Source organism: Mesorhizobium sp. WSM1343, assembly GCF_055901535.1.
In genome coordinates this window covers 2,959,782-2,985,678 of sequence record NZ_CM148370.1, presented here as the reverse complement: position 1 = coordinate 2,985,678, position 25,897 = coordinate 2,959,782, and the positions used below count along the sequence as shown (strand labels likewise).

Below are 25,897 nucleotides of genomic sequence, written 5' to 3'. Positions count from 1 at the left end.
ATCAGGCGGCCTCGTCGACCAGCAAGGCGGCTGTCGGCAGGCGCCCCATCACGGAGACCGCCTGCGAAGTCGTCGTGACGTCGCGCATCGGGGTGGCGTTCAGCGTGGCGACGAGCACGATCTCGTCGGCCATGGCGACCAGCGGCGAGGCATTGAGATTGTCGGCCAGCGCGCCACCGTCGATGACGACGAGCTCGAAGCTCCGGCTGGCCCGCGCCAGCATCTGCTGCGCAAAATAGATGCCATGCGCTTCCTGGAAGACCGCCTTTGAGCGGCCCCTGCCCAGCACGGCAACGTTGCTGCCGGCGGCGTAATGGCTGACGGCCTCGAACGCGTACTCGCCGCGCAGAACATCGAGGATCCCCGGCTGCGGATCCTTCTGGCCGCCGCCGCCAGCATTGGCATCGATGAACAGCACACGGCTGCCCCTGGATGCCGCGGCATTGGCCAGCAGCCGCGCCACCCGGCTGCGCTGCGCGCCCTCGCCCGGCGACGATGTCACCAAGATGGAAGGCACCAGCGGCCAGTCCGCCGGACGCTGGCCCGAACTGAACATGCGCCTCAGCGCAAGGCCGACGACGGCATCGGTCTTCTGGCTGGAGGCGGCGGCGCGCGCCCCGCCGAAAGGCCACCAGCGCCGGCCTGTGTCCGACTTTGCCGGCACCACGCCCAGCACCGGCGCGTCGATGGCCGACTGCATCTGGGCGCTGGAAAGCACCGTCGGCGAGGAATATTCGGCGATCAGCGCCAGACCGGTGCCGAGCCCAAGGCCGCCGAATATCGCGCCCAGCAACAGCAGCGGCAGAGGCGGCCAGCTCTTCTTCAAGGCGGGCATGGCGTTGGAGATGATGCGCGCATTGGTGCTGTCGACATTGATCTGCTCGCGCGTCTCCTGGGCGCGCTGGAGATAGTTCGAGTAGACGGAACGCAGCGCCTCGAGGTCGCGCTGCAATTCGCGCAGCCGCACCGAGGCCTGATCGGTGTCGAGCGACTTGCTCTTCATGCCGGCGACCTTGGCTTCCAGCGCCTGCTGGTTGGCCAGCGCCCGTTCGTAGTCGGTCTCGGTGGCGGTGGCGATGCGGCCAAGTTCGCGCGCGATCAGCTGGCGCGTGTCGCGCAGTTGCTGCTGGGCTGCGATCAGCGAGGGATGACGCGGCCCCAACTCCGTGCCGAGCTGCGAGACCTGGTCGACCAACGTCGCCTCTTGCGCCCGCAGGCTCGAGATCACCGCCGAGCGCATTGCTTCCGAAGTTGCGTCCGGCGTGCCGCTCTGCCGGCGCATCTGATCGACCTGCGCCTTCAGCGCCGCGGTGCGGCTCTGCGCCGCCGCAAGCTGCGTGTTGATCTCGGTCAGTTCCTGGTCGCTGACCAGATTGCCTGCCGCCATCACCATGTTGTTGGCGGACTTGTAGGCTTCGACGGCGTTTTCGGCTTGCTGGACGCGCTTGCGCTGCTCGTCCAGCCGCGCGGTGATCGACTCGGAAGCGTCCTTGGCCATTTTCGCGCGCGCGCTCGCCTGGTCGACCAGGTAGGCCTGCGCGATGGCGTTGGCCAGGAGGGCGGCTTTGTCGGCGCTCTTGGCAGTGACGATGACGTCGAGGACCAGGACCTTGTCGGCCCGCTTCACCGCCAGGCGCCGGCGCAGTGCGTCGAGTGTCTGCACCGACCTGTCGCCTTCGGCTGATGCCGAACCGAGCAGGCGCGACAGCAAGCCCTGCCCATTGAATTCCGGATCCTGCGTCAGGTTTGTCGCCGCGATCGCCCGCATCAGCACGCCTGTCGACTGGACCACGCTGACCTGGCTCTCGACCTGCGTGATGCCGCCATCGGGTGAGATACGGCTGGGATTGACGTCGTTGGTGACCACCTGCAGGTCCTGCGGATCGATCAGGATTTCCGCCGCCGAGCTGTAGAGCGCCGGTGTGAATAGGCCGTAGAGCAGGGCGACCAGCGTCAGCAGTGCGACGGTGCCGAAGATCCAGAACCGGCGGCGCACCAGGATGCGCTTCAGATCGCCCAGTTCGACAGTGGAGGCTGCATATGATCCCGCGCGTGCCGGATCCGGGGAGTGTTGCTGAGGAACCATGGGCAGGGATGATTGCATGGCTGCCTCCGACAATACTCCATATGCCGGCAAGATCAGTTTGCGGCGCTAACCTAGCTATTCCTCCAACTGTTAAAACATTGTTAATTATGTTGAGAGGTGACGTGAATTTTGGCACGCGGTTTGCTTAAAAATATACATACTCGAGATGTTGGCTACGCAGCGAGCGGAGACGAATGCAAATGGGGTTACAATTTGACCGGACCGGTCTGGCCGGCAAGGCCGGGCACCGCCTTTTCGGACCTCCAACATGCAGATAAGCCTCCGCCTGGACGGCGACTGCGTCCGCGCCTTTCACGTCACGCTGCTGGAGCGCCTCGCCGCGCTCGAAGACGTCGAACTGTCCGTCGATGTCAGGCCGGCGGGCGGCGGCATTCCGCGCAGCGCCGCGGCCCTGTTTCAACTCGAAACGGCGATCCACGGACTGTCCCACGATGGACTGGCCAAGCGTGTGCCGCTTTCGGCGCTCGCGCCCTACCGGCAGTCCCCCGCTTCGCCTGACCTGGTCATCGACCTCTGCGGCGATGTCAGGCTGGAAAACACACGGATCTGGCGCGTCACCTATGACGGCGCCAGCGGCGAAGCGGCCTTGCTGGCCCTGATCCTCGCAGGTCGCACGCCGCTTGCCCGCATCGAGGAGAACGGCGTTGCGATCGCCGCCGGGCGTCTGGGCACCGAATATGGCGGCATCGCGCTGGCGTCCTTCCAGGATATGCTGGCGCGCACAGCAAGCCTGATCATAGCTGCCATGTCAGGCGCGGCAAAGTCCGTGCCTGATCTGCCCGAACCGGCGCAGGTGGGCGGCCCGCCGCCAATGCCCTCGGCGGGCAAGCTTGGGGTCAGGGCCGGCAAGGCGCTGGCGCGGCGGATCATCCAGAAGATCTATCACCTTTGCTACAACGCGCCGCACTGGAAGGTCGGCTGGCGGCAAACCGGGAGCCGCGATCTGTTCGAGCTGCGCGCGCATCCGGCGTCGGGTTGGCAAGAGTTGCCGGACGACGGCAGCCGCTTCTACGCCGATCCGTTCCCCATCCTCTACCAGGGCCAGCTGACCCTGTTCGTCGAGGACTATATCCATCGGCTCGGCAAAGCCATCATCTCCGCCGTTCCCTTCGGCCCGGCAGGCCCGCTCGGAAGGCCTGAACCGGTGTTGGAGCTGCCCTACCATCTCTCCTACCCCTTCGTCTTCGAGCGCGACGGCGAGGTCTGGATGGTGCCGGAAAGCTGCGCCAACGGCACGGTCGATCTCTACCGGGCCACAGCTTTTCCCGGCGGATGGGTCAAGGAGGCGACGCTTCTGTCCGGTGTCGTCGCCAGCGACGCCACGCTTGTCGAGCATGGCGGCGCCTGGTGGCTGTTCGCCACCGTCCGCGACGGCGGCGGCGCCTTCTCCGACGCGCTGCATCTGTGGTCGGCGCCGGATTTTCGCGGCCCCTGGACGCCGCACCCCAAAAATCCCGTGCTGATCGATATCGCCTCGGCGCGGCCGGCCGGCCGCATGGTCAGGCGCGGCAACGACCTGCTGCGCCCGGTCCAGGACTGCCGCAGGAGCTACGGCGCGGCGCTTGGCATCGCACGCATTTCTCACCTTGATTTGATCGGCATGGAGCAGGTCGTTGAAACCATCTTAAATCCAGGTGCGCTATGGAGTGGGCGTAAACTTCACACGCTCAACGAGGCTGGCGGCTTTGAGTTCATCGATGGCTCGGCGATCGCACCGCGCTGGAAGCAGCGGGCCCGCGATTAACCTAAACATTGGTTACTACCAAGCACGCGCGCCGGTTGCTTGCGGTTGATTTAGGTCCGGAAGATATTTTCTACCGGAGATTGTGAAACGCGCCGTTGCCATCAGAAAGAGCAGCAAAATGAGTATCTCAGAGGCTGGCCCGGCCCAAGTCGATGTGGCGATCGTCGGTGCCGGAATGGCCGGCACGACCTTGGCAATTCTGTTGGGACGAGCCGGCCGCAAGGTGGCGCTGATCGATCCGCACCGCGTCCACCACGAGGAATTCCGGGCCGAGAAGATCGGCATGGACCAGATGCTGCTGTTCGAAAAGCTCGGCCTCGATGCGACACTCAAGCGTCTCGTCACCTCCACGACCGACACGCATGTCTTTCGCCTCGGCCAGTTCTTCGCGCATGAGAAGAAGGCTGAATTCACATTCTCCTATGGCGCGCTGATCAATGGCCTGCGCGACGCCTTGCCTGCGCAAGTGCCGCTGACGGTCGGCAAGGTAACCGAAGTCTCGACTGGACCGGACCGGCAGCGGCTTGTGCTGGCCGACGGCACCGCCATCGATGCCCGCCTGCTGGTGGTGGCAACCGGTCACGGCGAGGCGGTGCGGCGCGCCGTCGGCGTCGAGCGTATCGAGCAATCGAAGGCGCATTCACTGTCGATGGGATTCGACCTCGCCATCTCGCCCAGCGATTTCGGTCATCAGTCCGTCACCTGCTACAGCAGGCGGGCCGCCGACCGTATCGCCTACATCAGCATCTTTCCCCTCGGCGACAAGATGCGGGCGAACATGTTCCTCTATCGCAATGTGGCCGAGCCGTGGACGCGGGCGTTCCGCCAGGAGCCGCAAAAGATGCTCTGCGAATTGATGCCCGAAATAGCCGTGCGATGCGGCAACTTCGAAGTCGCGAGTCCTGTCGAGGTCAGGCAGATCAGTCTGAGCACGACGCAAGGCCATCGCCGCGACGGGGTCATCTTCATCGGCGATGCTTTCTGTACCACGTGTCCGACGCCGGGCGTCGGCATCGGCCGCGTGATGACCGATGTCGATCAGCTCCATTCGGTTCACATTCCACGCTGGCTCGAAACTCCAGGCATGGCGGCTGACAAGATCAACGCCTTCTATGACGACCCGGTCAAGGTGGCTGCCGATGAGGATGGCATGCGGGTCAGTTACTATGCCAAGTCGATTACCGCCGACACCGGGCTGGAATGGCGCGTGCGGCGCCTGCGCAACAACACCGCGCGCCAGCTGATGATCATCGGCCGTAAGGTCCGGCATCTGGGACAACGGCGGGCACCCGTGGCCAATATGCGATAGGGCGCGACCAGTGGCGCCCTATCGCCGATATTGATTGCCCTTATAGGGCGAAGGCGTCAGTCGCCAACCGCTCAGGTTGCCGTCGGCGGAGGTGTCGATGGGGCAGTCTGGGCCGTGACACCCGAAAGCCTGTCGCGCTTCTGCAAGGTTGGTTTCTCGTATTTCTTCACTGTAAAGTGCCCTCCGAATTGATACGGCGCCAGCAGAACCAATTCCCTGCCCCGTGTCAATTGTGCCATTACTGGTTCTTACGTCGTATCCACGCCATCGCGGTCAAACGATTCTTCACTGTTGCATTGCCGGCACATATCGGCTCCGACAGGGCACCTCATCCCCAGCGCCAATCCCGCTCTCCTCGGCCGCGCGATGTTGTAAATCGTTTCATCCAAGGTATTTTGGCCATTGGGGAACAGAGGGAATAGTCATGTCCAACAGCGCCTTGCCGCTGGTCATCAGTGCGCCTGAACCACGCACGCTCGACCTGATCTTCACAGCCCGGCAGCTGGCGCGGCTCAAGGCGCACTATCGCATCGTCGAGACGACCGCTGATGGCGTCGCGAAACTGCCGGCCGACGTGCTGGCCGAGGCGCGCTATATCATCGGCCAGCCGCCCATATCGCCCGAAACGCTCGATCGGATGAAGACACTGCGCTGCGTCTTCAATGTCGAGACCAACCTCATCAACAATATGCCCTACGAGACGTTGTTCGCGCGCGGCATCCATGTCGTCACCACCGGCCTGGTGTTCGCCGAGCCGGTCGCGGAGCTTGGCCTTGCCATGGCACTCAATCTCGCCCGCGGCATCGTCGATGCCGACCTCGCCTTCCGCCAGGGACAGGAACTGTGGGGCGGCGACGGCAACCAGACGGCGCGGCTCTTGTCCGGCGCCGATGTCGGCATCATCGGTTTCGGCGATCTCGGCCGGGCGCTCAACCGGCTGCTGTCGGGCTTCCGCACCCGCACCAAAGTCTTCGATCCATGGCTGCCGCCATCGATCCTCATCGACAATGGCGTCGAGCCGGCCTCCCTCGACGAGGTGCTGTCGACCAGCGACTTCATCTTCGTCGTTGCCTCGGTGACCAGCGAGAACCAGGGTTTTCTCGGTGCCGACGCCTTTGCCGGCATGCGCAAGGGCGCTGCCTTCATCCTGCTCAGCCGCGCCGGCGTGGTGGACTTCCCGGCGCTGATGGCGGCGGTGAAGAGCGGCCACATCGTCGCCGCCAGCGACGTTTTCCCCGAAGAACCGCTGGCGCGGGACCATCCGGTGCGCGCCCTGCCCGGCTTCCTGCGCTCGGCTCACCGCGCCGGCGCGCTCGACATCGCCTTCAAGCGCATGGGCGATATGGTGCTGGAGGACATGGACCTGATCGACCGCGACCTGCCGCCGCTGCGCTCCAAACGCGCCGAGCGCGAGACGGTTTCGCGCATGCGTTCCAAGCCGGCCGACAGGAATTGAGGCGTGGATTTTCGTTCGGGTTGGCCGGCCCTCGACCAGGTCGGCTTGACAGGAGCGCGGCCGGCGATGACGCTACCGCAATCGAACTTTGCGGAGGGAGGCCGTGACCATGAAGAAGATCTATGAAAAGCCGATGCTGCTCAAACGGCAGAAACTCTCCGCCGTGACGGCGCAGCAAGCCACTTCAGGAGTGACCGGTCCGATCGGCCCGACAGGCCCGGCAGGCTGACGCCTCACGGTGTTCGATGAAGGTAGCATTGGAGGCGCCCGCGGGTCGGCGGCGAGACGGCAATCGCTCCAGGCGCAGCATCAGTGTTTATGGCTGCTCTTCGCTCTGCGGGCAACCGCTTCCATAAAAGAGCGGGCGGCAGCGTCACAGGCTGTTCTGGACGGTCCATTCGCGGACAGCACGACCTTCGCGGCCTTCCGCGACATGCCGTATTTCCGGGCGAAGACCGCAGCGTCGTAAGGTTCGTTTTCGGCCGGTGCCGCGGACGTGATCCTGGCCTTGGTCATTGGCGGGTCCGCCTGAAACTCTCAAGCAACTCGCCTTCATTGCGGCAGCCATTCTGGAACAGCGAAAACACCGTGGCTGCCAGAAGTTGCACGTCCGACTCCCCCGACATGCGATCAAATTTGCGCTCCAGGCAGACCCGATCGAAGACGCGCTGGCACAGTTGCAGATCGGAAGGATGGAGACCGGGATTGCGCTTACGAAGGCTCGACATAAGAAGCCCCTTTCGGAGCAGCGCCACTTTCTAATGCATGTCGTCCAAAGGTGACCTCGGCTTTGGGAGAACGACATGCATAAACAAAGACCCTAAAGCGCATCGCATAAATCGGATCAAACGCGATGCGCTTTAGACGCTGTGGGTCAAAAAATGAAATCGGGCTGAGCAAGAGTCAACATCGGCCTTCATCACAGTAACTATCGTACAATTCTCCCCCCGGTCCTCCCCCTTCTTCGAACGGTCCCCAGGCCCAGCGCGACATGGCGCTTTTCATTGGCCAGCGGATTTTATCGGCGTGATCCGGCGCTCTCGTGAAATATGTCGGTTTTGTACCAAATGGCGTTTGGTACGTTTCCGACACTAACATTCAGGCCGATCTTTTCATATGCGAACAGGCGTTGGGGGGCGCCGTGCTTCGAATTTCATATCGCATTGATATCTTTCTGCGTTCAGAGCCCCTAAGCATAGGCCATCGTCCTCACGTTTTTACGGGCACGGACGGCTGGGAGATTGGATGGCTCTTGCCCTGCATTGGGCCACGCCATGTCTGATCCCAACAAAAACTCTGATCCCGACGGGAACCATCCGTACCGAAACCAACTGCTGCGGCGCATGCCTGCGGATGATCTGGCGTTGCTCGAGCCGCACATGCAGCGCTGCGACTTGCCATTGCGCATGATGCTGGTGACCCCGAATGTTCCGATCGAGGCCGTCTACTTCATCGAACAGGGCATTGGTTCGGTGGTCGCCAGCACGGCAAGCGGCCAAGAGGCCGAAGTGGGCTTCATCGGCTTCGAAGGCATGACGGGATACTCCCTGGTGATGGGCGACGACCGTGCGCCGCATGCCTGTTATGTCCAACTCGAAGGCGAAGCGATCCGCATCGAAGCCGGCGCTTTCAAGGCAGCTTTGGCGGCAAGTACGACCTTGCGCATGTTCCTGCTGCGCTTCGTCAACGCACTACAAACCCAGGCCGGCTGCACCGCGCTCGTCAACGCGCGGCTGAAGCTCGAGGAGCGGCTGGCGCGATGGCTGCTCATGTGCGACGACCGGGTGCCCGGCGAACATCTCGCCATCACCCACGAATTCCTGGCCATCATGCTTGGTGTCAGGCGGCCAGGCGTCACCGTCGCGCTTCAATTGCTCGAAGGCCGCGCGTTGATTCGCTCGAGACGGGGCGAGATCGTCATTCGCGACCGCGCCGGGCTGCTGGAACTCGCCAATGGCAGTTACGGCGAAGCCGAGGCCGAATATGCAAGGCTGATCGGCGAGATCGGCGCGGCCTGATCAGGAGCGGCTGCTGCCGGCATCCGGCTTGCCCGATGTCGCTTTGCCGGGCGGTGCCGCACCGCCTTCTATGGGCCCATCCCTGCCGATCGGCCCATCCTTGCTGATCGGCAAGCCGGCATGCTCCAGGCTTGCAAGCTTGCACTTCGTCTGCTCGGCCGCCGCTCCGACAAGGCAATCAATGGTGAACATGGCACCGGCGTGATCGCTTGCCGCGACCGCCTGGCGGATTTTCGTCAATTGCGCCTGCGTGTAGTCCAGAAGCTCGACCAGGTCGGTATGATCCAAACCGCCCTCCATTACAGGATGTCGAGAGGCCGATCCGAGGTCGCTCTTGCCACCGAAATACGCCCATTTACGCGGCTTGCATAGCCGGACTGTCAGAATCGTACAGCCTACGCTCTACGGGATCGTTGCCTATTGGCCAAAGGTCCATCTTCGCGCCAGCGCCACGGCATGCAAGTGTATATAAGCTATCGCTTGAATACTGGTCCGTACGTCTGTCGGGGAGATGTCGTGCCAATTCGCGAGAATCTCGCCGCCAATCTCAGGCGGCTGGTCCAGCGCCACGCTTCCGTCAGCGCGGTGTGCCGTGAGCTTGGCATCAATCGCACCCAGTTCGAGCGCTATCTGCAAGGCAAGGCGGTGCCCAACAAAACCACCGCCAGGCTGATCTGCGATTATTTCAAGATCGACGAAAACGAGCTGTATCGCGAGCCGGCTATTCCCCCAGCCAAGGGCGACGGCAACGCATCGCTGCGCGAGGCACTGTACGAAAACATGGTGCGGCCGCCGTCGCCCGCCATCGCCGGCGGCACTTATTTCACCTATTTTTCGGTTCCCGGCCGCCCCGACCTTCTGATGCGCTCGGTCACCTTCCTGCGACGTGAGGCCGAGCTGGTCACCTTCCGGCGGGTGACGCGGTGGGCCCCGGGCGATGGCCAGGGTGGCGCCAGAATGCCCGGCAACCACTACGGCGTAGCGATCTCGCGCCTGAACTGGATCTATTTCACAGGCATCAACCGCCGCCAGACAAGCGAGCCCTCGATCATGACCGTACAGTGGGCTCCCATCTCCGAACCGGTTCTGGTCGGCAAGGCGATCGTCCTCACAGGATCGGGGCCGGCCTTTGTGCCGGTCATCATGCGGCAGGACGTCACCAGGGTCAGCATGAAGCGGGCGCTGCAGATGGCCCATATCGTCAGCCTCGACGACCCCAGCGTCGATCGACTGGTGGTCAGTCTCGCACGAGAGACCCGATAAACTCGCCCCCTACGGGAAAAATCGGGGAAAGTTTCAAGTTTTTCGGCTATATTTTTCCTCGTTTCGGCTTTTTTGCGCAAAAAATGCCGGAACTTTCACCCAAACCTGTCGTTTTCCAATGGATCGTTGCTTCGACGATCCCAAAGCAACAGGAGAGTACCCATGAACATCAAGATGATCTGCTTGGGCGCCATGGCACTTTCGATGGTCGGCGGCGCGGCGTTTGCCAAAACGTCGGCTCTCGACGATCCAGCCAAGATGCAGCCCTTCTACACCGATAGCAGCATGAAGACGATGGTCAGCAACGACGACTTCGTGAAAGCCTGGAAGGCCCTTACGCCGGACGACCAGACCGCGATGATGAAGGCCTGCGAGGACGAGGCGAAGGACGCCACTGCGGCCAACAGCCATCCCGAATTCTGCAGCAGCGTGAAAGCGAACGGCGGCAGCAAGTAGCAGTCCAGCAACCCGAATGAGAAACAGCCCCGCGCGGGGCTGTTTTGCGTCTGCCGCAGGTGTGCAGACAAGCCAGCCACGCAAGGATCGGGCCCGGCCGGCACCCGGCCCATCTCCCCATTTCTGCCATGTTGCACTGCGATAAATTTGTTGCATTGCGATATCGGCCTGCACCGCCGACATTGCACAGGGGCTGGGCTTGCACGAGGGAGCCGTCGTGGCAGCATCGTTCCGGCCGGACATACAAGGATTGCGCGCGCTCGCCGTCGGCGGCGTCGTCGCCTACCATTTCGGCCTCACCGCGCTCCCCGGCGGCTTTGCCGGCGTCGACATCTTCTTCGTCATCTCGGGCTGGCTGATATCGACCCACCTCATGCAGGAGCTCGGCGAGACCGGCCGGCTCGACCTCTGGCGCTTCTATGCCAGGCGCGCGCGGCGGCTCCTGCCGGCAGCTTTGTTCGTCATCCTGGTCACGCTGGCCGCCGGCTACTTCATCCTGGCGCCGCAGGAGCAGGCGCTCTATTCGCGCGGCGCCATGTTTGCCTCCGCCTATGCCATCAACCTGTGGCTGCTGCGCTGGTCGTTCGACTATTTCGCCGCCGACGCCACCAGCAATCCCTTCATCCACTTCTGGTCGCTGTCGGTGGAGGAGCAGTTCTATCTAGCCTGGCCGGCGCTGCTTCTGCTGGCCGCCTGGCTGCGGCCGGGCCGGCGAACGGCCGCAGCCATGATCGGCGTGGTCGGCCTCGCCTCCTTCGCCGCCTGCCTGTGGCTGACCAGCGCGGCGCCGGCCTGGGCCTTCTATTTCTCGCCGCTGCGCGCCTGGGAGTTCGCTGCCGGCGGCCTGGCGACGCTGGTCCCCATGGCTTTGCTGCAGCACCGCATCTGGCTGCGGCCAGCCCTTGGCTGGCTCGGCCTGGCGCTGATTGCGACGGCCTATCGCCTGTTGAGCGAGGACCTGCCCTTCCCCGGCTGGTATGCACTGCTGCCGGTTGCCGGCACCGTGCTGGTGCTGCTGAGCGGCGGCTGCGGGGAACAGACCAACGGGCGGACCGACCGGCACGTCCTTGGCCCGGCCACCGCTTTGTCGCTGCCGCCCTTGCAATGGATCGGCACGCTCTCCTATTCACTCTATCTCTGGCACTGGCCGGTCATCGTCTACGCCGGGATGCTGACGCCCGATCTTACGGTGCCGCAGCGGCTGGGCTGCGGCGTGCTGGCGCTGGCGCTGTCGGTGCTCACCTATCACCTCATCGAGAACCCGGCACGACGCGGCGCCTGGCTGACGGTGGGCGCTCGCGCGCTCGCACCCGCGCTGGCGCTGACCGGTGCCGGCGTGGCGGTCGCCTACGCCAATGCGCATCTGGCCACGCGCAACATCGGTCCCGAGCAGCGCGGCATCGAGCAGGCGGCCGAAAGACCTTCCATCGCGCGGGCCGTCGACAAGAACTGCCTGGCCGACTTCCAAACGGTGACGCCGAAACCCTGCACATTCGGCCCGGCCGATGCCACCCGCACCATCGTGCTGTTTGGCGATTCGCACGCCGACCACTGGTCGACGCCGCTGATCGAAGCAGCCAGGCGCAACGACACCAAGGTGGTCACCTACCTCAAATCATCGTGCCGCGCCTCGCGGCTCTCCACCTTCAACACGGTGCTGAAGCGCGACTACACCGAATGCGACGCCTGGCGCGAGCAGGCCATATCAGAGATCATCCGCCGCAAGCCGCGCCTGGTGGTGATCTCCGAATTTTCCATCGGCAATCTGACCCGCGATCTGCCCGCCGCCGAACGCACCGCCGAAGTAGCGCGCTGGCAGGCCGGCCTGCGCTCGACCTTGCAGGCCTTCAGCCGGGCCGGTGTCGAGACGGCAGTCATCCGCGACACGCCGATCAACGCCAGCTTCGCCGGCTCCTGCGTGGCGCGCACCCTGTGGTGGCGCGAGGCACCCTCGCCGCACTGCGACACGCCAAGGGCCGAAGCCGCCAACGACAGCACCGCCGCCACCGAGCGCGCCGTGGTGACCAGCGTGCCCGACACCCGCTACATCGACCTCACCAACCAATTCTGCGGCCCGACCACCTGCCACGTCGTCATATCAGGCAAGCTGGCGTTTCGTGACAGGCACCATCTGGCGACGGGCTTTGCCGAGACACTGGCGGGGCCATTGGAGAGGGCCTTGTTTTAGACGCCTGGGCATCTGCGCCCCGGTCTGCATTGTTCGTCACATCTTACGAATCTGTGGAACGAGGCTGCAACTCGGCAGTTATATTAGCCTAACCTTGAAAAGGAGGCAGCTATGAAAAAGCTCCTGCTTGTTTCGGTTATCGCCATTGCTTCGGCGGCGGCGATGATCGCCCCCGCCGACGCCCGCAGCCGTATCAGTATCGGCATTGGCGGCTATGCAGACGACTATTACGGCGACGATTATTACAATGGTTACGACTATGGCGATCGCTACTATCGCCCTTATTACCAGTACGACGCCTATGACAACGGCTACAGGCCGCGCTATTACCACCGTCACCACCGTTGCCACATCGCACTGGTCAAGCATTGGCGCCATCACCACAGGATCGTCGAGGAAATCCGCGTCTGCCGATGATCTGATCCTGTGAAAAATGATCCGGCCGGCGCCGCCGGCCGGATATTTGCGCCGCTCACCCCACCCGCCTCCTCATCATCATCCCATAATGCACCGCCAGCAGATCCAGCCCCACCTTCAGCAGCTTCGTCACCACGTTCCGGCCCTCGCCGGTCTGCTCGGACAGGCGCTTGAGGGAACCGTCCGCGCAGCAGACTTGTCGTACCACGGCGGCCACCTCCCAATGGCCTAACGCTCTTGTGGCGGCGGCATAGGCCCTGCCGGCGTCGAGAACGCTGTCGGCGATGCCGCCGCCCTCGCGGCCGCCGTCGATGCGCTCGGTCCAGCGCATCGGCTTGACATCAGCCTGCTGACTGCAGCGGAAATCCTCGCGGTAGCGCAGGCCTGCCTCGCGCTGCTGGCGCGACAGCGAAGTGATGCCGACGAGCGCATCGATGGCGCGCAGCCGCACGATGCCGCCGGTCGCGGCGTAGCCGTCATTCGACACTTCGTAGACACGCGCAGCCTCCAGCGTGCCCGCTGCCAGCCGCTTGCGGCCGAAGGCGTCATCCCTGAGCGCGAAATCATGGCCGATCTCGCGGCGTATGCGCACCTGCTCGGCCTCGCCCTTCGGCAATTTCGGCGCCTGCGGTTTTGCGGGTCTGGTCTTTTTGCTCATGGGAGGCTCCTGGTTGGGATGGGTGGTGGAGGCCGGCAAGTGGCGATCCTTCGCGCGCCCTCGGCCCTGCCGGGCATCTCCCCACGCGGTGGCAGAGCGGAGCGGAGCGCTGCTCGGTTGGCCTTCAATGAACCGTAGGTCGTCGCCTCTTCGCCGCCGCGCCAGCATCCCTGCCGTCCGGCATCCAGGCTGATGGAACCGGCGCGAGTTTTCGACGTTATGTCGCGTCCATGCCAAGGGGAGGTTCGCCGATGACAGCCTTCATGCCGGTTACCGTGCGCTTTTGCGACAACAAAACCATGCTGGTCAGTTCGGTGGCCGGAGCCGCCGAGGCACTGCGCCACCAATGGCCCGACAAGACAGCGCCTGGCTATCTCGAGGCTTCCCGGCTGGTTACGCTCGCCGTGGACGGCATCTGCTGCCAGCGCATCGCGTTCGACGCCTTCACCAGGGCGGCCAAGCAGCAGAACATACTGGTCGACAGACCCAAAAGCCGCGCCCATGCCTGGCTGGATGCGGTGGCTAGCCCGTGAGGAGCGGGCGCCGGCCGAAAAATTGATGCAACCGGCCCCCAGCGGGGCGCGTTTATGGGTGCGGTAGCTGGAGCCGCGCGCAAAGCGAAGGTGAACGCCGTGGGTACGATGAAAACCGGAGTGCCGCTCAAAGTGCGGGTGGAAGATGAGATCGAAGAGATCGAAAGCGTCAGCGAAGCCGCCGATTTTCTCCAGCGCTGGCCGCTGGAGCGGCGCGGCCATGTCTACCGCAGCGCGTTGAACGCCTGCAGCGCGGCGATCGCCGCCCAGATTTCCGAAGCCGACGCCATGAAGGTGTTTACCGGCTTTGCCCGGGTGACTGGCATATTGGTCGGCGAGGGCAACCCGCCGATGGCGATGGACGCAAGGAGCATGCAGAGCCGCACGCCCAAGCAAGGCCGGCAGATGCCGAAATAGGGCTTTGCTTCTTTCTCCCCGTTTACGGGGGTGAGGTGTGATCCGCGCAGCGGACGAAAAGCCAATTGCTTGGCTTTTCGAACAGCGAACGCCCGGCAGGGCAATGAGGGGCGGCGCCAGCGCTTCGGTAAGTGGCATCTGAATCGGATGCTTGAATTTCATGTCAGCTTCCATCCTGCCTCGTCAGCGCTGCCCCTCATTGCCCTGCCGGCACCTTCTCCCCGTGAACGGGGGAGAAGAGATCAAACCTCACCCCGTCGCAACAAATACGCGGCGCTGGAAGCGCGCCTGGTGGTAGGTACAATAGCTTTTCAGCGCCCCGGTGCGCATGCCGCAGCACAGCATGTCGGCACCTGGGCGGCTGCCTGGCGCCCCCTCTTCGGCAATAGAAATGTCCGGATCCCCCTCCACCGTCAGATCCAGCGGCGCACGGCAGCGTGAAAACAGGCAATCGATGAAGCGCATCGCCACGCCATGCGGCTGCCGGCCGATGGCCGCGCGCGGCGGCGCCGGCGCCTCCAGGCGATAGGCCACGCCGTCGGCGATCAGCACGCCCACCTCGCGCACGAACGAATGCGCGCGCCTGGGCCGGGCCACTTCACGCGCATGGATGTCCTTGGCGGCAAGCACGCCCTCCATCTTGCCGACGACAGGCGTCGCTTTCGCCGACGCGCCACTCGCCCGCTTGCTTCCAGCGCGCTTGCCCACGGCCTGCCTGGATCGCGGCGGCGGCCCCTTGCCATTGGCAAAGCCGATCGCGCCGAGCATGGCGTTGCGGTGCACGATGCCGATGATGGCGTCGCGCGACACCGGACTGCCGCGCAACGCGCTGAACGCGACTGCAATCCTGGAGGCTGAGAACCCATCCTTCAGCCAGCGGGCGATCTCGTGCAATTCCGCGTCGCTATAGCTTGCCATATCCAGCTCCATCCAAAGTTCGGCCGCGCGCCGTCGGGCAGCGTCAAGGTTCGACCCGGTCGCCAGGCCGCAGTCAGTTGTTTTTCAAGAGCCGGCTCTCAGCCGGCCAGCCTCAGCCGGCTTGGACCGATTTCCCGCCGGCAAGGTGCAGAAGCCGCGCTTCGGCCGTGTTTCTGTCCAGGGCGGAAACCGCCCTGCCCGTCAGCCTGTCGAACAGGATGACGGTGCCGTCGGCCTGCCGCAAAAACAGCGCCGGCGCCATGCCGGCCGAATTGGGGGCCGAAGCCGCTGGGAGCGGCGGCTCCGGCCGTTCCGGTCGCCGGAGACAGGCGGCGGACCGGACCCGAGGCTCGTGCGGTCAGGCACTGGGCCTCGGGCTTCATCCGGGCCGGGGAGGAGGACGGCCGGGATGAAAGGGAATGGGCGGTTATGACCGCCGGGCGCGCGTCGCGTGAGGCCGGCGACTCGGCGCCATCAAAGCTGGACAGGTTTTGCATGACCGGATATAAGCATAACTCGAAAATAGATGCAAGCCATTCTTTCATAGACGAGAGCGGCTTTCATCCCTCACATGGGCGCCATGGCAAAAACGGAACTGTCGATCAAGGTCGGAGCGGCGATCCGCAAGGCGCGCAAGCAGCGCGGCCTGGTCATGCGCCACATCGCCGAGCACAACGACACCGATGTCGCCGCCGTCGGCAACTGGGAAACCGGCCGCAATCTGCCCAAGACCGAGAACCTGCTGAAGACTGCCGCCTTCCTGCGCGTCGACCCGGTTGCGCTGGGCCAGGGGCAGGTCGTGTTTCTCGACGATGCCGGACCGGTTGCCGATGCGGAGATCGTCACCGATGCAGGTCCGCTACCCGCCAGCTCGATGGACATCGAGGTGCTGGGCGCGGCCGTCGGTGGCGACGATGGCGATTTCACCTTCAACGGCGAGCCGGCGGGTTACGTCCAGCGCCCGCCGGGCGTGCGCAACCTGCCGAAGGTGTTCGCCCTGCACGTGCTCTCGGATTCCATGGTGCCGCGTTACGAGCCCGGCGACCTGATCTATTGCGGCGGCCGCGACGCCGTACCGGGCGACCATGTGGTGATCGAGACCTTCCCGGAGGAAAACGAGCGCAACGGCAAGGCCTTCATCAAAAAGCTGGTCAAGCGCACGGCGGGCGAGCTGGTCGTCGAGCAGTACAACCCGCCGAAGACGCTGACCTTCAACCGCTACGCCATCAAACATGTCTGGCGCGTGATTCCGCTGAAGGAATTGCTGGGGTATTGAGCAAGGGACGCTCTTCCTTCTCCCCCTGCGGGAGAAGGAAGAACCAGCGCTGGCACCCTCCCACTCAAGCCCGCCGCGATCCCTCCAGCGGCACATCCCTGTCGCTCAGCATCCGCGCTTCGCTGCGCACGCGCTGGCGCTCGTCGATAAACGCCGCCTGGATCGAAATCGCCGTCCCCGGCAGTCCGTCGGCGCGGCAGGCCGAACAGACGATGCGGCCCGACAGAGTGGACAGCGGCGTATTCCCCGTCACCCCGAACCGCTTCAGCTGATCGGGTCGCCACCACCTATTGCGGCCGCAATCGGCGCACTCGACCGAGATCGAGGCGACATGCGCGATCGTTGGTTCCTTGCCCGGCAATGCCATCGCCCCTGCCTCGTCTTTGTTCCTGATTTGTTCGCATATTCCTGTGTTTTACGCCGGGAGTCGAGTCGCAGTTTTCAAACTTTCCCAGAAGTTTTTCTTCTGGCGTAATTTGAGTTATGCTTTCATAAATGTATGAAAATGTGAGTCGGGCACGGACCTGCCCACTGCATCAGACCCGGGAGCGATAATGGACGCTTTTGCCGCCGATTTTGCCCGTTCCTGCGGCTACGCCGGCGACAGCCTGGCCTTGCTTGAAGCCTTCGAAGCAATCCGTCGCAGCGGCATCGCCCACGCCCGTCAGGATCACGTCAGGCGCAAGGCGGTGATCGACGAGTTGAAACCGTCGGAGGCGCTGTTCCTGGCCGCTATCGGTCCGGCACTCTCGGCGCAGGAGGTAATCGAGGACGCCGCCCGCTTCATAGCCTGCTGGCGCAACATACCGCGCTGGCGCCAGGAGCGGCGCCTGCCCGACCTGATCAGGGCCAAGCAGCAGCGCCTGGTGGCGCGCTATTTCCGCCGCCATAGCCACAGGCTCTGGGCAAGGGAAGCGGTGTGAGGACTGGACCAGCCATTTGCGGGTTCCATCAGCCATTTTTTCTTTCTAGACTGCGCAGGGGTGGCTGACCGTTCGACGTGCATAGTTTGGAATGTTCAAGACTGCCCGCTCAAAATTTCAAACCTGGATAACGGCCGGCGCGGGAACCATCGCCGCCCTGCTCGTCGCCGGCCTGATGGGCGCGTTCGGCGCCCTGCCCGCCCACGCCCCGCCGCAATTGCCGCCCGATGCCGCCATCGATGCCGGGCGCTGGCGGGTCCAGCCCGCGCGCGCCTATGTCAGCCGCGCCAAACTCTATGGCGTGGCGCTGAAACCAGGCCAGAAGGCGCTGGTGTTGGAGGCCGATCTGACCAATCGCACGGCGCAATCCGACAAGGCTTATTTCAACGTCTTCAAGCCGGACGGGATCGACCTGCCCGATTCCACGCCGATGATCGCGCTGGCCCGCGATTCGACGCTGACGCCGGAACTGCATCCCGGCATGACCGAACGCATGGCCTATGTCTGGCCGCTTGCCGGTAACGCCGCCGTGCCGGCAAATCTCAGCTTCGGCGTCACCGCCGAGATCTTCAAGCCGCGCGACAATCTTTACGGCACGCCGGGCTGGTTCAATCCCTATCGGCTCGGCACCGTCACCATGCCGGTCGCCGACCTGCCCGAGAGCGGCTCATGAGGATCCGCGCCATCGGCAATCTCCTGATCGTCGCCGCCACCGTGGTGCTCAGCTACGGCATGCAGGTGTCGAAGCCGCATTATGCCGAACTCACCGCGCCGATCCCCATTGATGGCGCCATGCACGACACGGTGCGGGCGCGCAGCTTCGATGTCCGCCTCGACAGAATGGTCTTTGCGCGCACGCTGAAGACCAACCAGTTCGGCCAGGAAAGGCTGCTGACCACCAGCGGCCTGTGGGCGGTGGCAGCGACCAATCTCACCGCCACCAGCACCTCCACCACGGTCGCCGACGGCACCTGGCAAGGCCCGACCGGCCTGCGCTACCGCCAGACGGAGCGGCTCAGCTATCGCCAGGATATGCCGCCACATGCCGTCGATCCAGGGCTGGAGAGAAGCGGCCTGTTCGTCTTCGAGTTGCCGGCCGACCAGATCCGAGGCGCCAGCCTGCTTATCGCCGCACGTCAGTTCGGCCCGCTCGACGCCCAGGCTCGCATCAGCCTCGATGCCGTTCCGACCGGTGCCGATGGTCAACCGGCGGATGTCTTGCCGCTATACGATCTCGACGCTCCTGCACCGCCGCAGGGCCAGACACGGCAGGGCCAGACACGGCAGGGCAAGACATGAGCGCGGTTTCAACCGACATCGACCCAGCCGGCGGTGGCGAGAAAAAATGGCGACGGCGCGGTCTTGCCGCGCTCGCTATCCTGCTGCCGCTGACGCTGGCCGAAACCAGCTACGAGAGCATCCGTGAATGGCTGCATGGCGAGGACCTCATCGCCAGGGATGTCGAGTTTGGCCAAGGCGCGCCGTTCGGCGGCAGCGAATGGCGGCTGGCCGATTTGCGCGGCGGCAAGGCCGGCCGCTTGCCCGACCATGCCATGGCCGTCATCGCCACCTTCGCCGTCACGGTCGGCGATCCCGATCTGCAAAAGCAGTGGCTGAGCTGCAAGGTGATGCTGACCGACGCCGCCGGCCGCCGCTGGCTGCCCGACTTCATCCCCGGCGTCAGCCTGCCGGACGGCGTGATGAACTGCACCTCGGCGATCTTCTCCGGCGCCAAAAAGGGCGAAATCATCAGCGTCGGCGGGACCTTCATCGTGCCCGAGGATGCCATCGAGACCATCCGCCCAGCCATTGGCCTGGGCAGCGAGCGCCCCTGGTTCCTGCGTTTTCAGCGGCCGCCGAAGTGACAGCATCCTTCTCCCCGTAAAGAAAGCTCATTTCCCCGCCCGCTTCGCCATCGAAAACGCCGTCTCCAGCACGGCGGCGAGAAAGCATATGCGCAGCGGCTCGATCAGGATGCCGGTGGAGGAATCCTGGAACGGGCTGCCGAAGAGCAGCGTCACGGCATGCGAAAAAATCTGCCAGATATCGAGCTCGTGTGGACCGATCAGCCGCGTCGCGCCGAGCCACAGCCAGGCCGCGCCCCAGTCGAGCAACCGGTAGCCGACCACCAGCGTGCACAACAGCACCAGGCTGGCGCTGACCGTCAGCCGCACGCCGTTGGCGATCGGCAGATAGCGCGAGCGGTAGCCGGCGATGAAATGCTCGACGAAATCGCGCAGGAATTTCGGCAGCCCGGCATAGCGCCGGCCGACACGCTCCAGCCGGCCGTGCACGCGCATCAGGGCAGCATCGTCGCGCACGTCATAGCCGTAGATCAGCGCCGTCATCACCAGCCAGATCAGCGGCAGGAGCATGAAGAAGAACAGGTTGATCGCAGCCGTCGACGGCGCGATCGAGGAGATCTCGACCGGCACCATGGGTGCGGCCGAGGCCATCGGCACCGGGTTTGCCAGCCCGTCCACCGATGCCTGCAGGGCCGACCAGAAATTGCGGCTCATCAGCCATTGCAGGGCCGAATCCTTCCAGCGGCTGATCACGTAGAGACCGACGAAGATCCAGTTGGTCTCGCAGATCACCACCACGATCTGCCAGAACGACTCGGCACCTGTCCTAGCCTGCATGAATTTGGCCAGCCGGCGGATCAGCCAGGACACCGCCACGGAGATCAGCAGCCAGCGCGAGTCGAGCACGTCGAGCACATCAGCGCTCTGGCCGAAATCGGCCTGGTCGAGTGTTTCGCGCGAATATTGCCGCACGATGTCGCCCAGAAATCCCCAGGCGGCATAATAGGCGAAGAACGGCAGAAGCGCGATGGTGATCATCCGCACCAGCCGCGAGCCGCGCCGGTCAGCCTCGGCACCCGGCTTCGTTTGCGCCTCGGTGGTTGCGGCCTTGTCGGCGCCGCGCTGCGCGGCCAGCACATGCGGCAGGCCGGGGCGCAGCACGTGGAACATCGCCACCGTCACCACCAGCTGCGCCAGCGCCACCAGGGTCAGCATCGCCAACCCGGCGAAGTGATTGGCCAGCGCCACCTTCGCCGCCAGCAGCATGAGGAGATCGCCGACCATCACGCCGGCCAGCACGAGTGCCATGAGCTGCGGCCAGAACCGCCGCAGCAGCGAAAAACCTAGGGTGATCGGTCTGATGATATCGGCAAACATGAGGTTCTCTCACGATGCCACCCGCCAAATCTTTCTAGCAAAGCATGATTGTTTTGCAAGGAATGGGGTGGGGTCTCCTGCCAGGGGGCAGAGCGAGGCGCCCCCCTCTGTCCTGCCGGACATCTCCCCCTCAAGTGGGGAGATCAGCAGCTTCGTCCTCGCCGCTTTCTCTTCAACGTTGAAAATTAGCGAAAGCAGTCATGACATCCGATCTCCCCCCTTGAGGGGGAGATGTCCGGCAGGACAGAGGGGGGGGCGCCTGGGCGTTAACATCTCCCTTCGCCCCTCACCGTCGCACCCGCGACTTCAGCCACCGATCAAACGCCACCGCCAGGATCAGGATGAGCCCGATGACGATGCTTTGCGTGTAGGACGAGACATTGTTGAACTGCAGCCCGTTCTGCAGCACGCCGATCAGCGCCGCGCCCACCACCGTGCCGCCGACCGAGCCGATGCCGCCGAACAGCGAGGTCCCGCCGATGACGACGGCCGAAATGACGGTTAGTTCGTAGCCGATGCCCGCCACCGCTTCCGAGGAGTTCAGCCTGGCCGACAGCACGAAGGCCGCGAGCCCGGCGAAGAAGCCGACAATGACGTAGACCGAGACCAGGATGCGGTCGACGCGCAGGCCCGACAGCCGCGCTGCTTCCGCATTACCGCCGACGGCATAGACGGCGCGGCCATAGCGCGTGTAGCGCAGCACGATGTGGCACAGGATGGCGGCCGCCGCGAAGATCAGCGCCGGCACCGGCACCGGGCCGATCAGCCCGGTGCCGAACCAGCGCATCGAGGCGTCGAAGCCCGAGATCGGGCCGCCATTGGAGATGGTCAGCGTCAGCCCGCGAAACACCGTCAGCCCGCCCAGCGTGACGACGAAGGGCGGCACTTTCAGCCGGGTGATGACAAGTCCCTGCACGCCGCCGGCAGCGGCTCCGACGATGATGGCGGCCAGCAGCGCGGCGAACCAGCCGAACCCTTGCGTGCCGCTCGTCGACAGCGACAGCGTGTTGGCCGTGCCGCCCTTGGCGACCACGGCGGCGACCATGCCGCAGAAGGCGAGCAGCGAGCCGACCGACAGGTCGATGCCGGCGGTAAGGATGACGAAGGTCATGCCGAGCGCGATCAGCCCGGTGATCGAGATCTGCCTTGTGATGTTGAACAGGTTGATCGGGTCCATGAAGCTCGGCTTCAGCACCGTGAAGACGATGATCAGCGCCACCAGGAACAGCAGCGGCCCGAAGCTCATCAAAAGCCGCGCGAAGTTGATGCCGCCGCGCTGATCCTGCTCCCCCGCCACGCTCATAGTGTCTCCTTGCGGTCGAGTGCCATCAGTTCCATCAGTCTTTCCTCGTTTGCTTCGACGCCCGGCATCTGGCCGGTGATGCGTCCGCGGCGCATGGTGACGATGCGGTCCGAAACCGCCAGCACCTCGGGCAGTTCGGACGAGATCATCATCACCGCAATGCCGCGCGCCGCAAGCTGCACCAGGATCTGGTGCACCTCGGTCTTGGCGCCGACATCGACGCCGCGCGTCGGCTCGTCGACGATCAGCACTTTCGGATCGCGCGCGAGCCAGCGCGCCAGGATCACCTTTTGCTGGTTGCCGCCCGACAGGCCCTCGATCGCCTGCTCGGCCGAAGCCATGCGGATCGACAGCATCTTTCGAAACCCGGACAGCGCATCGCGCTCGCGCCGCTCGGCCATGAAGCCGAAACCGTTGCTGAAGCTGCCCAGCGAAGCGATGGAGAAATTCGGCAGGATGCCCAGCGCGGCAAAGATCGCCTGGTGCTTGCGGTCCTCCGGCACCAGGCCGATGCCGAGCGCAATGGCGTCCGCGGGTGATGACGGGGCGATCGGCTTGCCGTCGAGCGTGATGGTGCCGGCCGCGATGCGGTCGGCGCCGAAGATAGCGCGCGCCAGTTCGGTGCGGCCTGAGCCGACAAGCCCGGCAACGCCGAGGATTTCACCAGCCTTGAGGTCTATGTCGACGCCGTCGAGCACGATGGCGTGCGGCGCCTCGGGGTCGCGCACAGTGCGCAGGCCGCGCACCGACAGCACGACATCGCCGGCCACCGCGCGTTGCGCCGGCCGGGCGTAGAGCTCGGACGCCGCGCGGCCGACCATCTTCTCGATGATTTTGGGCAGCGCGATCGGCCCGCCTTCACGGTTAAGGTGGCCGGCAAGCCTGCCGTCGCGCAGCACCGTCATGCGATCGCATATGGCGGACGCTTCCTCCAGCCGGTGGGTGACGAACATGATGGCGACCTCGTCCTTGCGCAGCCGGTCCATGATCGACAGCAGCCGCTGCACCTCGGTCTCGGTCAGCGCCGAAGTCGGCTCGTCCATGATGATCAGCCGGCTTTCCAGCGACAGCGCCCGAGCAATCTCGACCAGTTGCTGCTCGGCCACCGACAATGCCGAGACCGGCGTCATCGGGTCTATGAAGAGACCGACGCGGGCGATGATCGTGCGGGAATCTTCCTCCATCTTGCGCCAACTCACCAGCCCGAGCGGGCCGATCGGCGCGCGGCCGATGAAAATGTTCTCCGCCACAGTCAGCGTCGGGATCAGGCTCAGTTCCTGATAGATGGTGACGATGCCAAGCCGCTTGGCATCCTGCGGGCTGGAGGGATGATAATCGGCACCGTCGAAAGTGATGCGGCCGCCCGATGGCGGCATCACACCCGACAGGATTTTCAAGAGCGTCGATTTGCCGGCGCCGTTTTCGCCCAGCAGGCCGAGGATCTCGCCGGGGCGGATATCGAGCGAGACATCGCTGAGCGCGGTGACGCCCGAGAAATGCTTGGTGATGCCTTCGACGGCAAGCAGGATGGGTTCGGGCGAGGCGGCTTCAGCGGCTGGCGGCAAGGGTGGCTCCTTCCATGCAGTTGATGTCGCCTGTCAGCGCTTGAACGCCCCCCTCTGTCCTGCCGGACATCTCCCCCTCAAGGGAGATTGGCTGTGTCACCGGCGACACCTTTTCTTTCAACATTTGGGAACTGGCGAAAGCAGGAGGAACAGTCGATCTCCCCATTGAGGGGGAGATGTCCGGCAGGACAGAGGGGGGCGCTGTCCCGCCGGCTTTGCCAATCGGCCGATCCCCGCCAAACCCTACTTCGTCTCGCCAATCCGCTCCGCCTTGTCGAGATTGTCCTTGCCGATGACGATTGGCGTCAGCAGCACCAGCTTCTCCTTCGGCTCGGTCTTGTCCTTGGCAAAGGCCACCGCGATGCGCACCGCAGTGCGCGACTGCTCGCCGGGGAATTGCTCGACCGTGCCCGCAAGCTTGCCGTCGCGTACGGCGACCAGCGCTTCGGGCAGTGCATCGAAGCCGTAGATCTTGACGTCGGTGAAGTTGCGCGCGGCACAAGCCTCCATGGCGCCCAGCGCCATGTCGTCATTGGCGCAGACGATGGCGTCGGGTTTGCCGTTGGCGGCAAGGCCAGCCTCGGTCACCGACAGCGCCTCGGCGCGGGCGAAGTTGGCGGTCTGCTCGAAGACGATCTGATACTTGTCCTTCAGAGGATCGAGCACATTGTGCACGCCCTTGTTGCGGTCGATCGCCGGGCCGGCGCCGGGCTGGCCCTGCAGATGGAACAGCTTGGCACCGTTGGGAAACGCCGCCACCACGGCGTTGGCTTCCGCCTCGCCGCCCTTCACATTGTCGGCGCCAACATGGGCGAGGATGCCCTCGACGCCGTCTACGCGGCGGTCGATCGTCACCACGGGAACGCCGGCCTTGACCGCTTCCTCGATGGCCGGCGCCAGGGCGTTGACGTCGAGCGGCGAGATGACGATGGCGTTGACCTTCTGCACCAGGGCGGCCTCGATGTCGGCGGTCTGCTTGGTGGCCGAGTTCTGGCCGTCGCTTTCGGTCAGATTGACGCCTTGCGTGGCGGCTTCCGCCTTGATCTCGTTCAGCATGTGCACGAAGAACGGAAAGCCGAGACTGGGCACCGAGCCAAGGATGGTGAGCTTGTCCTGCGCAAACACAGAAGGCGCGGCAACCATCATGGCGCCGAAAGCCGCGGACGACAGCAGGAATTCACGTCTGTTCATGGGATCCTCCTCCACAAGAACGCACGACCCGAAAACCGGGATCGGTTTCAGGAAGGATCATGCGTCGGTTCAAAGTGTGGAGCATCCTCCCTGCGCCCGAAAACGCATGCCGCTCCAGCTGGCCGCCGCTGTAAAAAGAGCCTCCCACCGACGCCTGCGCAGGGATGCTAACCCAGGGCCAACCATTTGTGCAACATCGATATAACAGCGGTGCCAGGCAAATTATCGGAATTGTCGGATTTTGGATTTCCGGCGTGGGAGCCGCTTTGTCGGAAGACCTTCCATTGCAAGGCCGCCCTTCTGCTTCTCAATCCAGGAACGCCAGAACACGCTGCCAAAGCAGCGCCGCGGCTGTGTCGTTGTAGTCGGGCAGAGCTGGATCCGAGAAATAATGTCCCGAGTTTGGATAGCGGAAGATCCGCACATCGGTTTGCGCGGCCTCGGCGGCGTGCTGCCAGGCGCGGACATCCGGCTCGGGGAAGAACGGATCGGTGTCGGCGACATGCAATTGAACCGGCAGGCCGGGCCGGATGTTCGCAGGCACGGTTGCCAGCCCATGCAACAGCAGCACCTTGGCCGTCAGCGGCCGCAAGGCCCAGACTGACGCGACCACGCCTGCACCCATCGAAATCCCCGCCAGCACCGTATCGCCGGGCGTCGAGGCCAGGGCATCGCGCGCCCTTTGGCAAATGACCTCCCAGCCGATCCGCGCCTTGATCGCGAAGCCTTGCTCGAGATCGTCCGTCGCCACGCCCGCATAGAGGTCCGGCAGCGAAACGGCGTGACCGGCGGCGCCCAGCTTTCCAGCGAGATGCCGCTCGTGCTCGCGCAGCCCCAGAACCGAATGAAACAGGATTATGTTCGCGGACATCCGGTCATGATACCTGCCGGCACATGCCGTCTCAACGGCTGGGTACGTCATGAGGCGTGCGGCTTCCATTCTCCCGGCGTGGCACTACTTTGGACTGAACCC

Annotated in this window: 29 protein-coding genes; 16 read left to right on the top strand and 13 right to left on the bottom strand. The window is 64.3% G+C overall.

What is annotated here, in order from left to right; translation table 11 throughout:
• Window position 1 precedes the first annotated feature (1 nt).
• Entirely contained in the window at window positions 2-2,104 is a 2,103-nt protein-coding gene (locus tag AC0NIL_RS14420; RefSeq protein WP_063168635.1) for a GumC family protein, read from the bottom strand.
• 250 nt (window positions 2,105-2,354) lie between these two features.
• Between AC0NIL_RS14420 and AC0NIL_RS14415 the strand changes: the two genes are divergently transcribed.
• The 4 genes from AC0NIL_RS14415 (at window position 2,355) to AC0NIL_RS14400 (ending at window position 6,845) form a co-directional block, all read left to right on the top strand.
• Window positions 2,355-3,851, top strand: a complete 1,497-nt coding sequence (locus tag AC0NIL_RS14415; protein WP_473572183.1) for a glucosamine inositolphosphorylceramide transferase family protein — start codon at window positions 2,355-2,357, stop codon at window positions 3,849-3,851.
• A gap of 118 nt (window positions 3,852-3,969) precedes the next feature.
• Window positions 3,970-5,160, top strand: coding sequence for an FAD-dependent oxidoreductase (locus tag AC0NIL_RS14410; protein ID WP_473572184.1), 1,191 nt, complete (start codon window positions 3,970-3,972; stop codon window positions 5,158-5,160).
• A gap of 424 nt (window positions 5,161-5,584) precedes the next feature.
• Window positions 5,585-6,616 (top strand): hydroxyacid dehydrogenase, encoded by a 1,032-nt coding sequence (locus tag AC0NIL_RS14405; RefSeq protein WP_063168637.1) that lies wholly within the window; start codon window positions 5,585-5,587, stop codon window positions 6,614-6,616.
• 109 nt (window positions 6,617-6,725) lie between these two features.
• Window positions 6,726-6,845, top strand: coding sequence for a hypothetical protein (locus AC0NIL_RS14400; RefSeq protein WP_013530600.1), 120 nt, complete (start codon window positions 6,726-6,728; stop codon window positions 6,843-6,845).
• Between the two features lie 80 nt (window positions 6,846-6,925).
• On the opposite strand, the gene AC0NIL_RS14395 is transcribed toward AC0NIL_RS14400, so the two are convergent.
• Window positions 6,926-7,132, bottom strand: a complete 207-nt coding sequence (locus AC0NIL_RS14395; protein ID WP_473572185.1) for a hypothetical protein — start codon at window positions 7,130-7,132, stop codon at window positions 6,926-6,928.
• On the bottom strand, window positions 7,129-7,371 hold the full coding sequence (locus AC0NIL_RS14390) for a hypothetical protein (RefSeq protein ID WP_198032077.1): 243 nt from the start codon (window positions 7,369-7,371) through the stop codon (window positions 7,129-7,131). Before AC0NIL_RS14390 ends, AC0NIL_RS14395 begins: the two co-directional genes overlap by 4 nt.
• A gap of 519 nt (window positions 7,372-7,890) precedes the next feature.
• Between AC0NIL_RS14390 and AC0NIL_RS14385 the strand changes: the two genes are divergently transcribed.
• A complete protein-coding gene (locus tag AC0NIL_RS14385) occupies window positions 7,891-8,634 on the top strand; it encodes a Crp/Fnr family transcriptional regulator (protein WP_224621894.1) in 744 nt (247 codons plus the stop codon).
• Here AC0NIL_RS14385 and AC0NIL_RS14380 read toward each other — a convergent pair whose 3' ends face one another.
• Window positions 8,635-8,922, bottom strand: a complete 288-nt coding sequence (locus tag AC0NIL_RS14380; protein WP_473572187.1) for a hypothetical protein — start codon at window positions 8,920-8,922, stop codon at window positions 8,635-8,637.
• Window positions 8,923-9,150: 228 nt separating this feature from the next.
• Between AC0NIL_RS14380 and AC0NIL_RS14375 the strand changes: the two genes are divergently transcribed.
• The 4 genes from AC0NIL_RS14375 (at window position 9,151) to AC0NIL_RS14360 (ending at window position 12,958) form a co-directional block, all read left to right on the top strand.
• Window positions 9,151-9,897: a helix-turn-helix domain-containing protein gene (locus AC0NIL_RS14375; RefSeq protein ID WP_127367426.1), complete on the top strand. Its 747-nt coding sequence runs from the start codon at window positions 9,151-9,153 to the stop codon at window positions 9,895-9,897.
• Between the two features lie 162 nt (window positions 9,898-10,059).
• Window positions 10,060-10,353 carry a hypothetical protein gene (locus AC0NIL_RS14370; RefSeq protein WP_013530594.1) on the top strand — a complete coding sequence of 98 codons (294 nt, stop codon included), beginning with the start codon at window positions 10,060-10,062 and terminating at the stop codon, window positions 10,351-10,353.
• A 217-nt stretch (window positions 10,354-10,570) separates the two neighbouring features.
• Complete coding sequence (locus tag AC0NIL_RS14365; RefSeq protein WP_064994078.1) at window positions 10,571-12,541, top strand: acyltransferase family protein; 1,971 nt, start codon at window positions 10,571-10,573, stop codon at window positions 12,539-12,541.
• 111 nt (window positions 12,542-12,652) lie between these two features.
• On the top strand, window positions 12,653-12,958 hold the full coding sequence (locus tag AC0NIL_RS14360; RefSeq protein WP_027160843.1) for a hypothetical protein: 306 nt from the start codon (window positions 12,653-12,655) through the stop codon (window positions 12,956-12,958).
• 55 nt (window positions 12,959-13,013) lie between these two features.
• Here AC0NIL_RS14360 and AC0NIL_RS14355 read toward each other — a convergent pair whose 3' ends face one another.
• Complete coding sequence (locus tag AC0NIL_RS14355) at window positions 13,014-13,616, bottom strand: DUF6456 domain-containing protein (protein ID WP_127370037.1); 603 nt, start codon at window positions 13,614-13,616, stop codon at window positions 13,014-13,016.
• A gap of 251 nt (window positions 13,617-13,867) precedes the next feature.
• On the opposite strand from AC0NIL_RS14355, the gene AC0NIL_RS14350 reads away from it, so the two are divergent.
• Both AC0NIL_RS14350 and AC0NIL_RS14345 read left to right on the top strand, forming a co-directional pair.
• Complete coding sequence (locus AC0NIL_RS14350; protein ID WP_473572189.1) at window positions 13,868-14,149, top strand: DUF982 domain-containing protein; 282 nt, start codon at window positions 13,868-13,870, stop codon at window positions 14,147-14,149.
• A 108-nt stretch (window positions 14,150-14,257) separates the two neighbouring features.
• Window positions 14,258-14,566, top strand: a complete 309-nt coding sequence (locus tag AC0NIL_RS14345; RefSeq protein ID WP_032898671.1) for a DUF982 domain-containing protein — start codon at window positions 14,258-14,260, stop codon at window positions 14,564-14,566.
• Between the two features lie 249 nt (window positions 14,567-14,815).
• Here AC0NIL_RS14345 and AC0NIL_RS14340 read toward each other — a convergent pair whose 3' ends face one another.
• Both AC0NIL_RS14340 and AC0NIL_RS14335 read right to left on the bottom strand, forming a co-directional pair.
• Window positions 14,816-15,484 carry a GcrA cell cycle regulator gene (locus AC0NIL_RS14340; protein WP_063170293.1) on the bottom strand — a complete coding sequence of 223 codons (669 nt, stop codon included), beginning with the start codon at window positions 15,482-15,484 and terminating at the stop codon, window positions 14,816-14,818.
• 112 nt (window positions 15,485-15,596) lie between these two features.
• Entirely contained in the window at window positions 15,597-15,746 is a 150-nt protein-coding gene (locus tag AC0NIL_RS14335; RefSeq protein WP_473572190.1) for a hypothetical protein, read from the bottom strand.
• 309 nt (window positions 15,747-16,055) lie between these two features.
• Between AC0NIL_RS14335 and AC0NIL_RS14330 the strand changes: the two genes are divergently transcribed.
• Window positions 16,056-16,760 (top strand): XRE family transcriptional regulator, encoded by a 705-nt coding sequence (locus tag AC0NIL_RS14330; protein ID WP_013530583.1) that lies wholly within the window; start codon window positions 16,056-16,058, stop codon window positions 16,758-16,760.
• Between the two features lie 64 nt (window positions 16,761-16,824).
• Here AC0NIL_RS14330 and AC0NIL_RS14325 read toward each other — a convergent pair whose 3' ends face one another.
• Entirely contained in the window at window positions 16,825-17,127 is a 303-nt protein-coding gene (locus AC0NIL_RS14325) for a hypothetical protein (RefSeq protein ID WP_275952567.1), read from the bottom strand.
• Window positions 17,128-17,314: 187 nt separating this feature from the next.
• On the opposite strand from AC0NIL_RS14325, the gene AC0NIL_RS14320 reads away from it, so the two are divergent.
• From AC0NIL_RS14320 to AC0NIL_RS14305, 4 genes are all read left to right on the top strand, one after another.
• Window positions 17,315-17,683, top strand: a complete 369-nt coding sequence (locus tag AC0NIL_RS14320) for a hypothetical protein (protein ID WP_473572191.1) — start codon at window positions 17,315-17,317, stop codon at window positions 17,681-17,683.
• Window positions 17,684-17,774: 91 nt separating this feature from the next.
• Window positions 17,775-18,356, top strand: coding sequence for a hypothetical protein (locus AC0NIL_RS14315; protein ID WP_024501759.1), 582 nt, complete (start codon window positions 17,775-17,777; stop codon window positions 18,354-18,356).
• Window positions 18,353-18,982 (top strand): hypothetical protein, encoded by a 630-nt coding sequence (locus tag AC0NIL_RS14310; protein WP_063168643.1) that lies wholly within the window; start codon window positions 18,353-18,355, stop codon window positions 18,980-18,982. Before AC0NIL_RS14315 ends, AC0NIL_RS14310 begins: the two co-directional genes overlap by 4 nt.
• Window positions 18,979-19,548 carry a hypothetical protein gene (locus tag AC0NIL_RS14305; RefSeq protein WP_473572193.1) on the top strand — a complete coding sequence of 190 codons (570 nt, stop codon included), beginning with the start codon at window positions 18,979-18,981 and terminating at the stop codon, window positions 19,546-19,548. Before AC0NIL_RS14310 ends, AC0NIL_RS14305 begins: the two co-directional genes overlap by 4 nt.
• 27 nt (window positions 19,549-19,575) lie before the next feature.
• On the opposite strand, the gene AC0NIL_RS14300 is transcribed toward AC0NIL_RS14305, so the two are convergent.
• The 5 genes from AC0NIL_RS14300 to AC0NIL_RS14280 form a co-directional block, all read right to left on the bottom strand.
• Complete coding sequence (locus AC0NIL_RS14300; protein ID WP_473572194.1) at window positions 19,576-20,865, bottom strand: hypothetical protein; 1,290 nt, start codon at window positions 20,863-20,865, stop codon at window positions 19,576-19,578.
• A gap of 286 nt (window positions 20,866-21,151) precedes the next feature.
• Complete coding sequence (locus AC0NIL_RS14295; RefSeq protein WP_013530576.1) at window positions 21,152-22,168, bottom strand: ABC transporter permease; 1,017 nt, start codon at window positions 22,166-22,168, stop codon at window positions 21,152-21,154.
• Window positions 22,165-23,733, bottom strand: a complete 1,569-nt coding sequence (locus tag AC0NIL_RS14290) for a sugar ABC transporter ATP-binding protein (protein ID WP_275952562.1) — start codon at window positions 23,731-23,733, stop codon at window positions 22,165-22,167. The genes AC0NIL_RS14295 and AC0NIL_RS14290 overlap by 4 nt, the downstream gene beginning before the upstream one ends.
• Window positions 23,734-23,976: 243 nt before the next feature.
• The gene (locus tag AC0NIL_RS14285) at window positions 23,977-24,924 is read right to left on the bottom strand and encodes a substrate-binding domain-containing protein (RefSeq protein WP_013530574.1); all 948 of its coding nucleotides are present in this window, start codon (window positions 24,922-24,924) and stop codon (window positions 23,977-23,979) included.
• 307 nt (window positions 24,925-25,231) lie between these two features.
• Window positions 25,232-25,864 carry a dienelactone hydrolase family protein gene (locus AC0NIL_RS14280; protein WP_411970106.1) on the bottom strand — a complete coding sequence of 211 codons (633 nt, stop codon included), beginning with the start codon at window positions 25,862-25,864 and terminating at the stop codon, window positions 25,232-25,234.
• Window positions 25,865-25,897: the final 33 nt, after the last annotated feature.

What these genes read in the sequence shown, in the direction of transcription:
- AC0NIL_RS14420 (WP_063168635.1), bottom strand. Translation starts at nt 2,104, where the DNA reads ATGCAATCATCCCTGCCCATGGTTCCTCAGCAACACTCCCCGGATCCG.
- AC0NIL_RS14415 (WP_473572183.1), top strand. Translation starts at nt 2,355, where the DNA reads ATGCAGATAAGCCTCCGCCTGGACGGCGACTGCGTCCGCGCCTTTCAC.
- AC0NIL_RS14410 (WP_473572184.1), top strand. Translation starts at nt 3,970, where the DNA reads ATGAGTATCTCAGAGGCTGGCCCGGCCCAAGTCGATGTGGCGATCGTC.
- AC0NIL_RS14405 (WP_063168637.1), top strand. Translation starts at nt 5,585, where the DNA reads ATGTCCAACAGCGCCTTGCCGCTGGTCATCAGTGCGCCTGAACCACGC.
- AC0NIL_RS14400 (WP_013530600.1), top strand. Translation starts at nt 6,726, where the DNA reads ATGAAGAAGATCTATGAAAAGCCGATGCTGCTCAAACGGCAGAAACTC.
- AC0NIL_RS14395 (WP_473572185.1), bottom strand. Translation starts at nt 7,132, where the DNA reads ATGACCAAGGCCAGGATCACGTCCGCGGCACCGGCCGAAAACGAACCT.
- AC0NIL_RS14385 (WP_224621894.1), top strand. Translation starts at nt 7,891, where the DNA reads ATGTCTGATCCCAACAAAAACTCTGATCCCGACGGGAACCATCCGTAC.
- AC0NIL_RS14370 (WP_013530594.1), top strand. Translation starts at nt 10,060, where the DNA reads ATGAACATCAAGATGATCTGCTTGGGCGCCATGGCACTTTCGATGGTC.
- AC0NIL_RS14360 (WP_027160843.1), top strand. Translation starts at nt 12,653, where the DNA reads ATGAAAAAGCTCCTGCTTGTTTCGGTTATCGCCATTGCTTCGGCGGCG.
- AC0NIL_RS14355 (WP_127370037.1), bottom strand. Translation starts at nt 13,616, where the DNA reads ATGAGCAAAAAGACCAGACCCGCAAAACCGCAGGCGCCGAAATTGCCG.
- AC0NIL_RS14350 (WP_473572189.1), top strand. Translation starts at nt 13,868, where the DNA reads ATGACAGCCTTCATGCCGGTTACCGTGCGCTTTTGCGACAACAAAACC.
- AC0NIL_RS14345 (WP_032898671.1), top strand. Translation starts at nt 14,258, where the DNA reads ATGAAAACCGGAGTGCCGCTCAAAGTGCGGGTGGAAGATGAGATCGAA.
- AC0NIL_RS14340 (WP_063170293.1), bottom strand. Translation starts at nt 15,484, where the DNA reads ATGGCAAGCTATAGCGACGCGGAATTGCACGAGATCGCCCGCTGGCTG.
- AC0NIL_RS14335 (WP_473572190.1), bottom strand. Translation starts at nt 15,746, where the DNA reads ATGGCGCCGGCGCTGTTTTTGCGGCAGGCCGACGGCACCGTCATCCTG.
- AC0NIL_RS14330 (WP_013530583.1), top strand. Translation starts at nt 16,056, where the DNA reads ATGGGCGCCATGGCAAAAACGGAACTGTCGATCAAGGTCGGAGCGGCG.
- AC0NIL_RS14325 (WP_275952567.1), bottom strand. Translation starts at nt 17,127, where the DNA reads ATGGCATTGCCGGGCAAGGAACCAACGATCGCGCATGTCGCCTCGATC.
- AC0NIL_RS14320 (WP_473572191.1), top strand. Translation starts at nt 17,315, where the DNA reads ATGGACGCTTTTGCCGCCGATTTTGCCCGTTCCTGCGGCTACGCCGGC.
- AC0NIL_RS14315 (WP_024501759.1), top strand. Translation starts at nt 17,775, where the DNA reads ATGTTCAAGACTGCCCGCTCAAAATTTCAAACCTGGATAACGGCCGGC.
- AC0NIL_RS14310 (WP_063168643.1), top strand. Translation starts at nt 18,353, where the DNA reads ATGAGGATCCGCGCCATCGGCAATCTCCTGATCGTCGCCGCCACCGTG.
- AC0NIL_RS14305 (WP_473572193.1), top strand. Translation starts at nt 18,979, where the DNA reads ATGAGCGCGGTTTCAACCGACATCGACCCAGCCGGCGGTGGCGAGAAA.
- AC0NIL_RS14300 (WP_473572194.1), bottom strand. Translation starts at nt 20,865, where the DNA reads ATGTTTGCCGATATCATCAGACCGATCACCCTAGGTTTTTCGCTGCTG.
- AC0NIL_RS14295 (WP_013530576.1), bottom strand. Translation starts at nt 22,168, where the DNA reads ATGAGCGTGGCGGGGGAGCAGGATCAGCGCGGCGGCATCAACTTCGCG.
- AC0NIL_RS14285 (WP_013530574.1), bottom strand. Translation starts at nt 24,924, where the DNA reads ATGAACAGACGTGAATTCCTGCTGTCGTCCGCGGCTTTCGGCGCCATG.
- AC0NIL_RS14280 (WP_411970106.1), bottom strand. Translation starts at nt 25,864, where the DNA reads ATGGAAGCCGCACGCCTCATGACGTACCCAGCCGTTGAGACGGCATGT.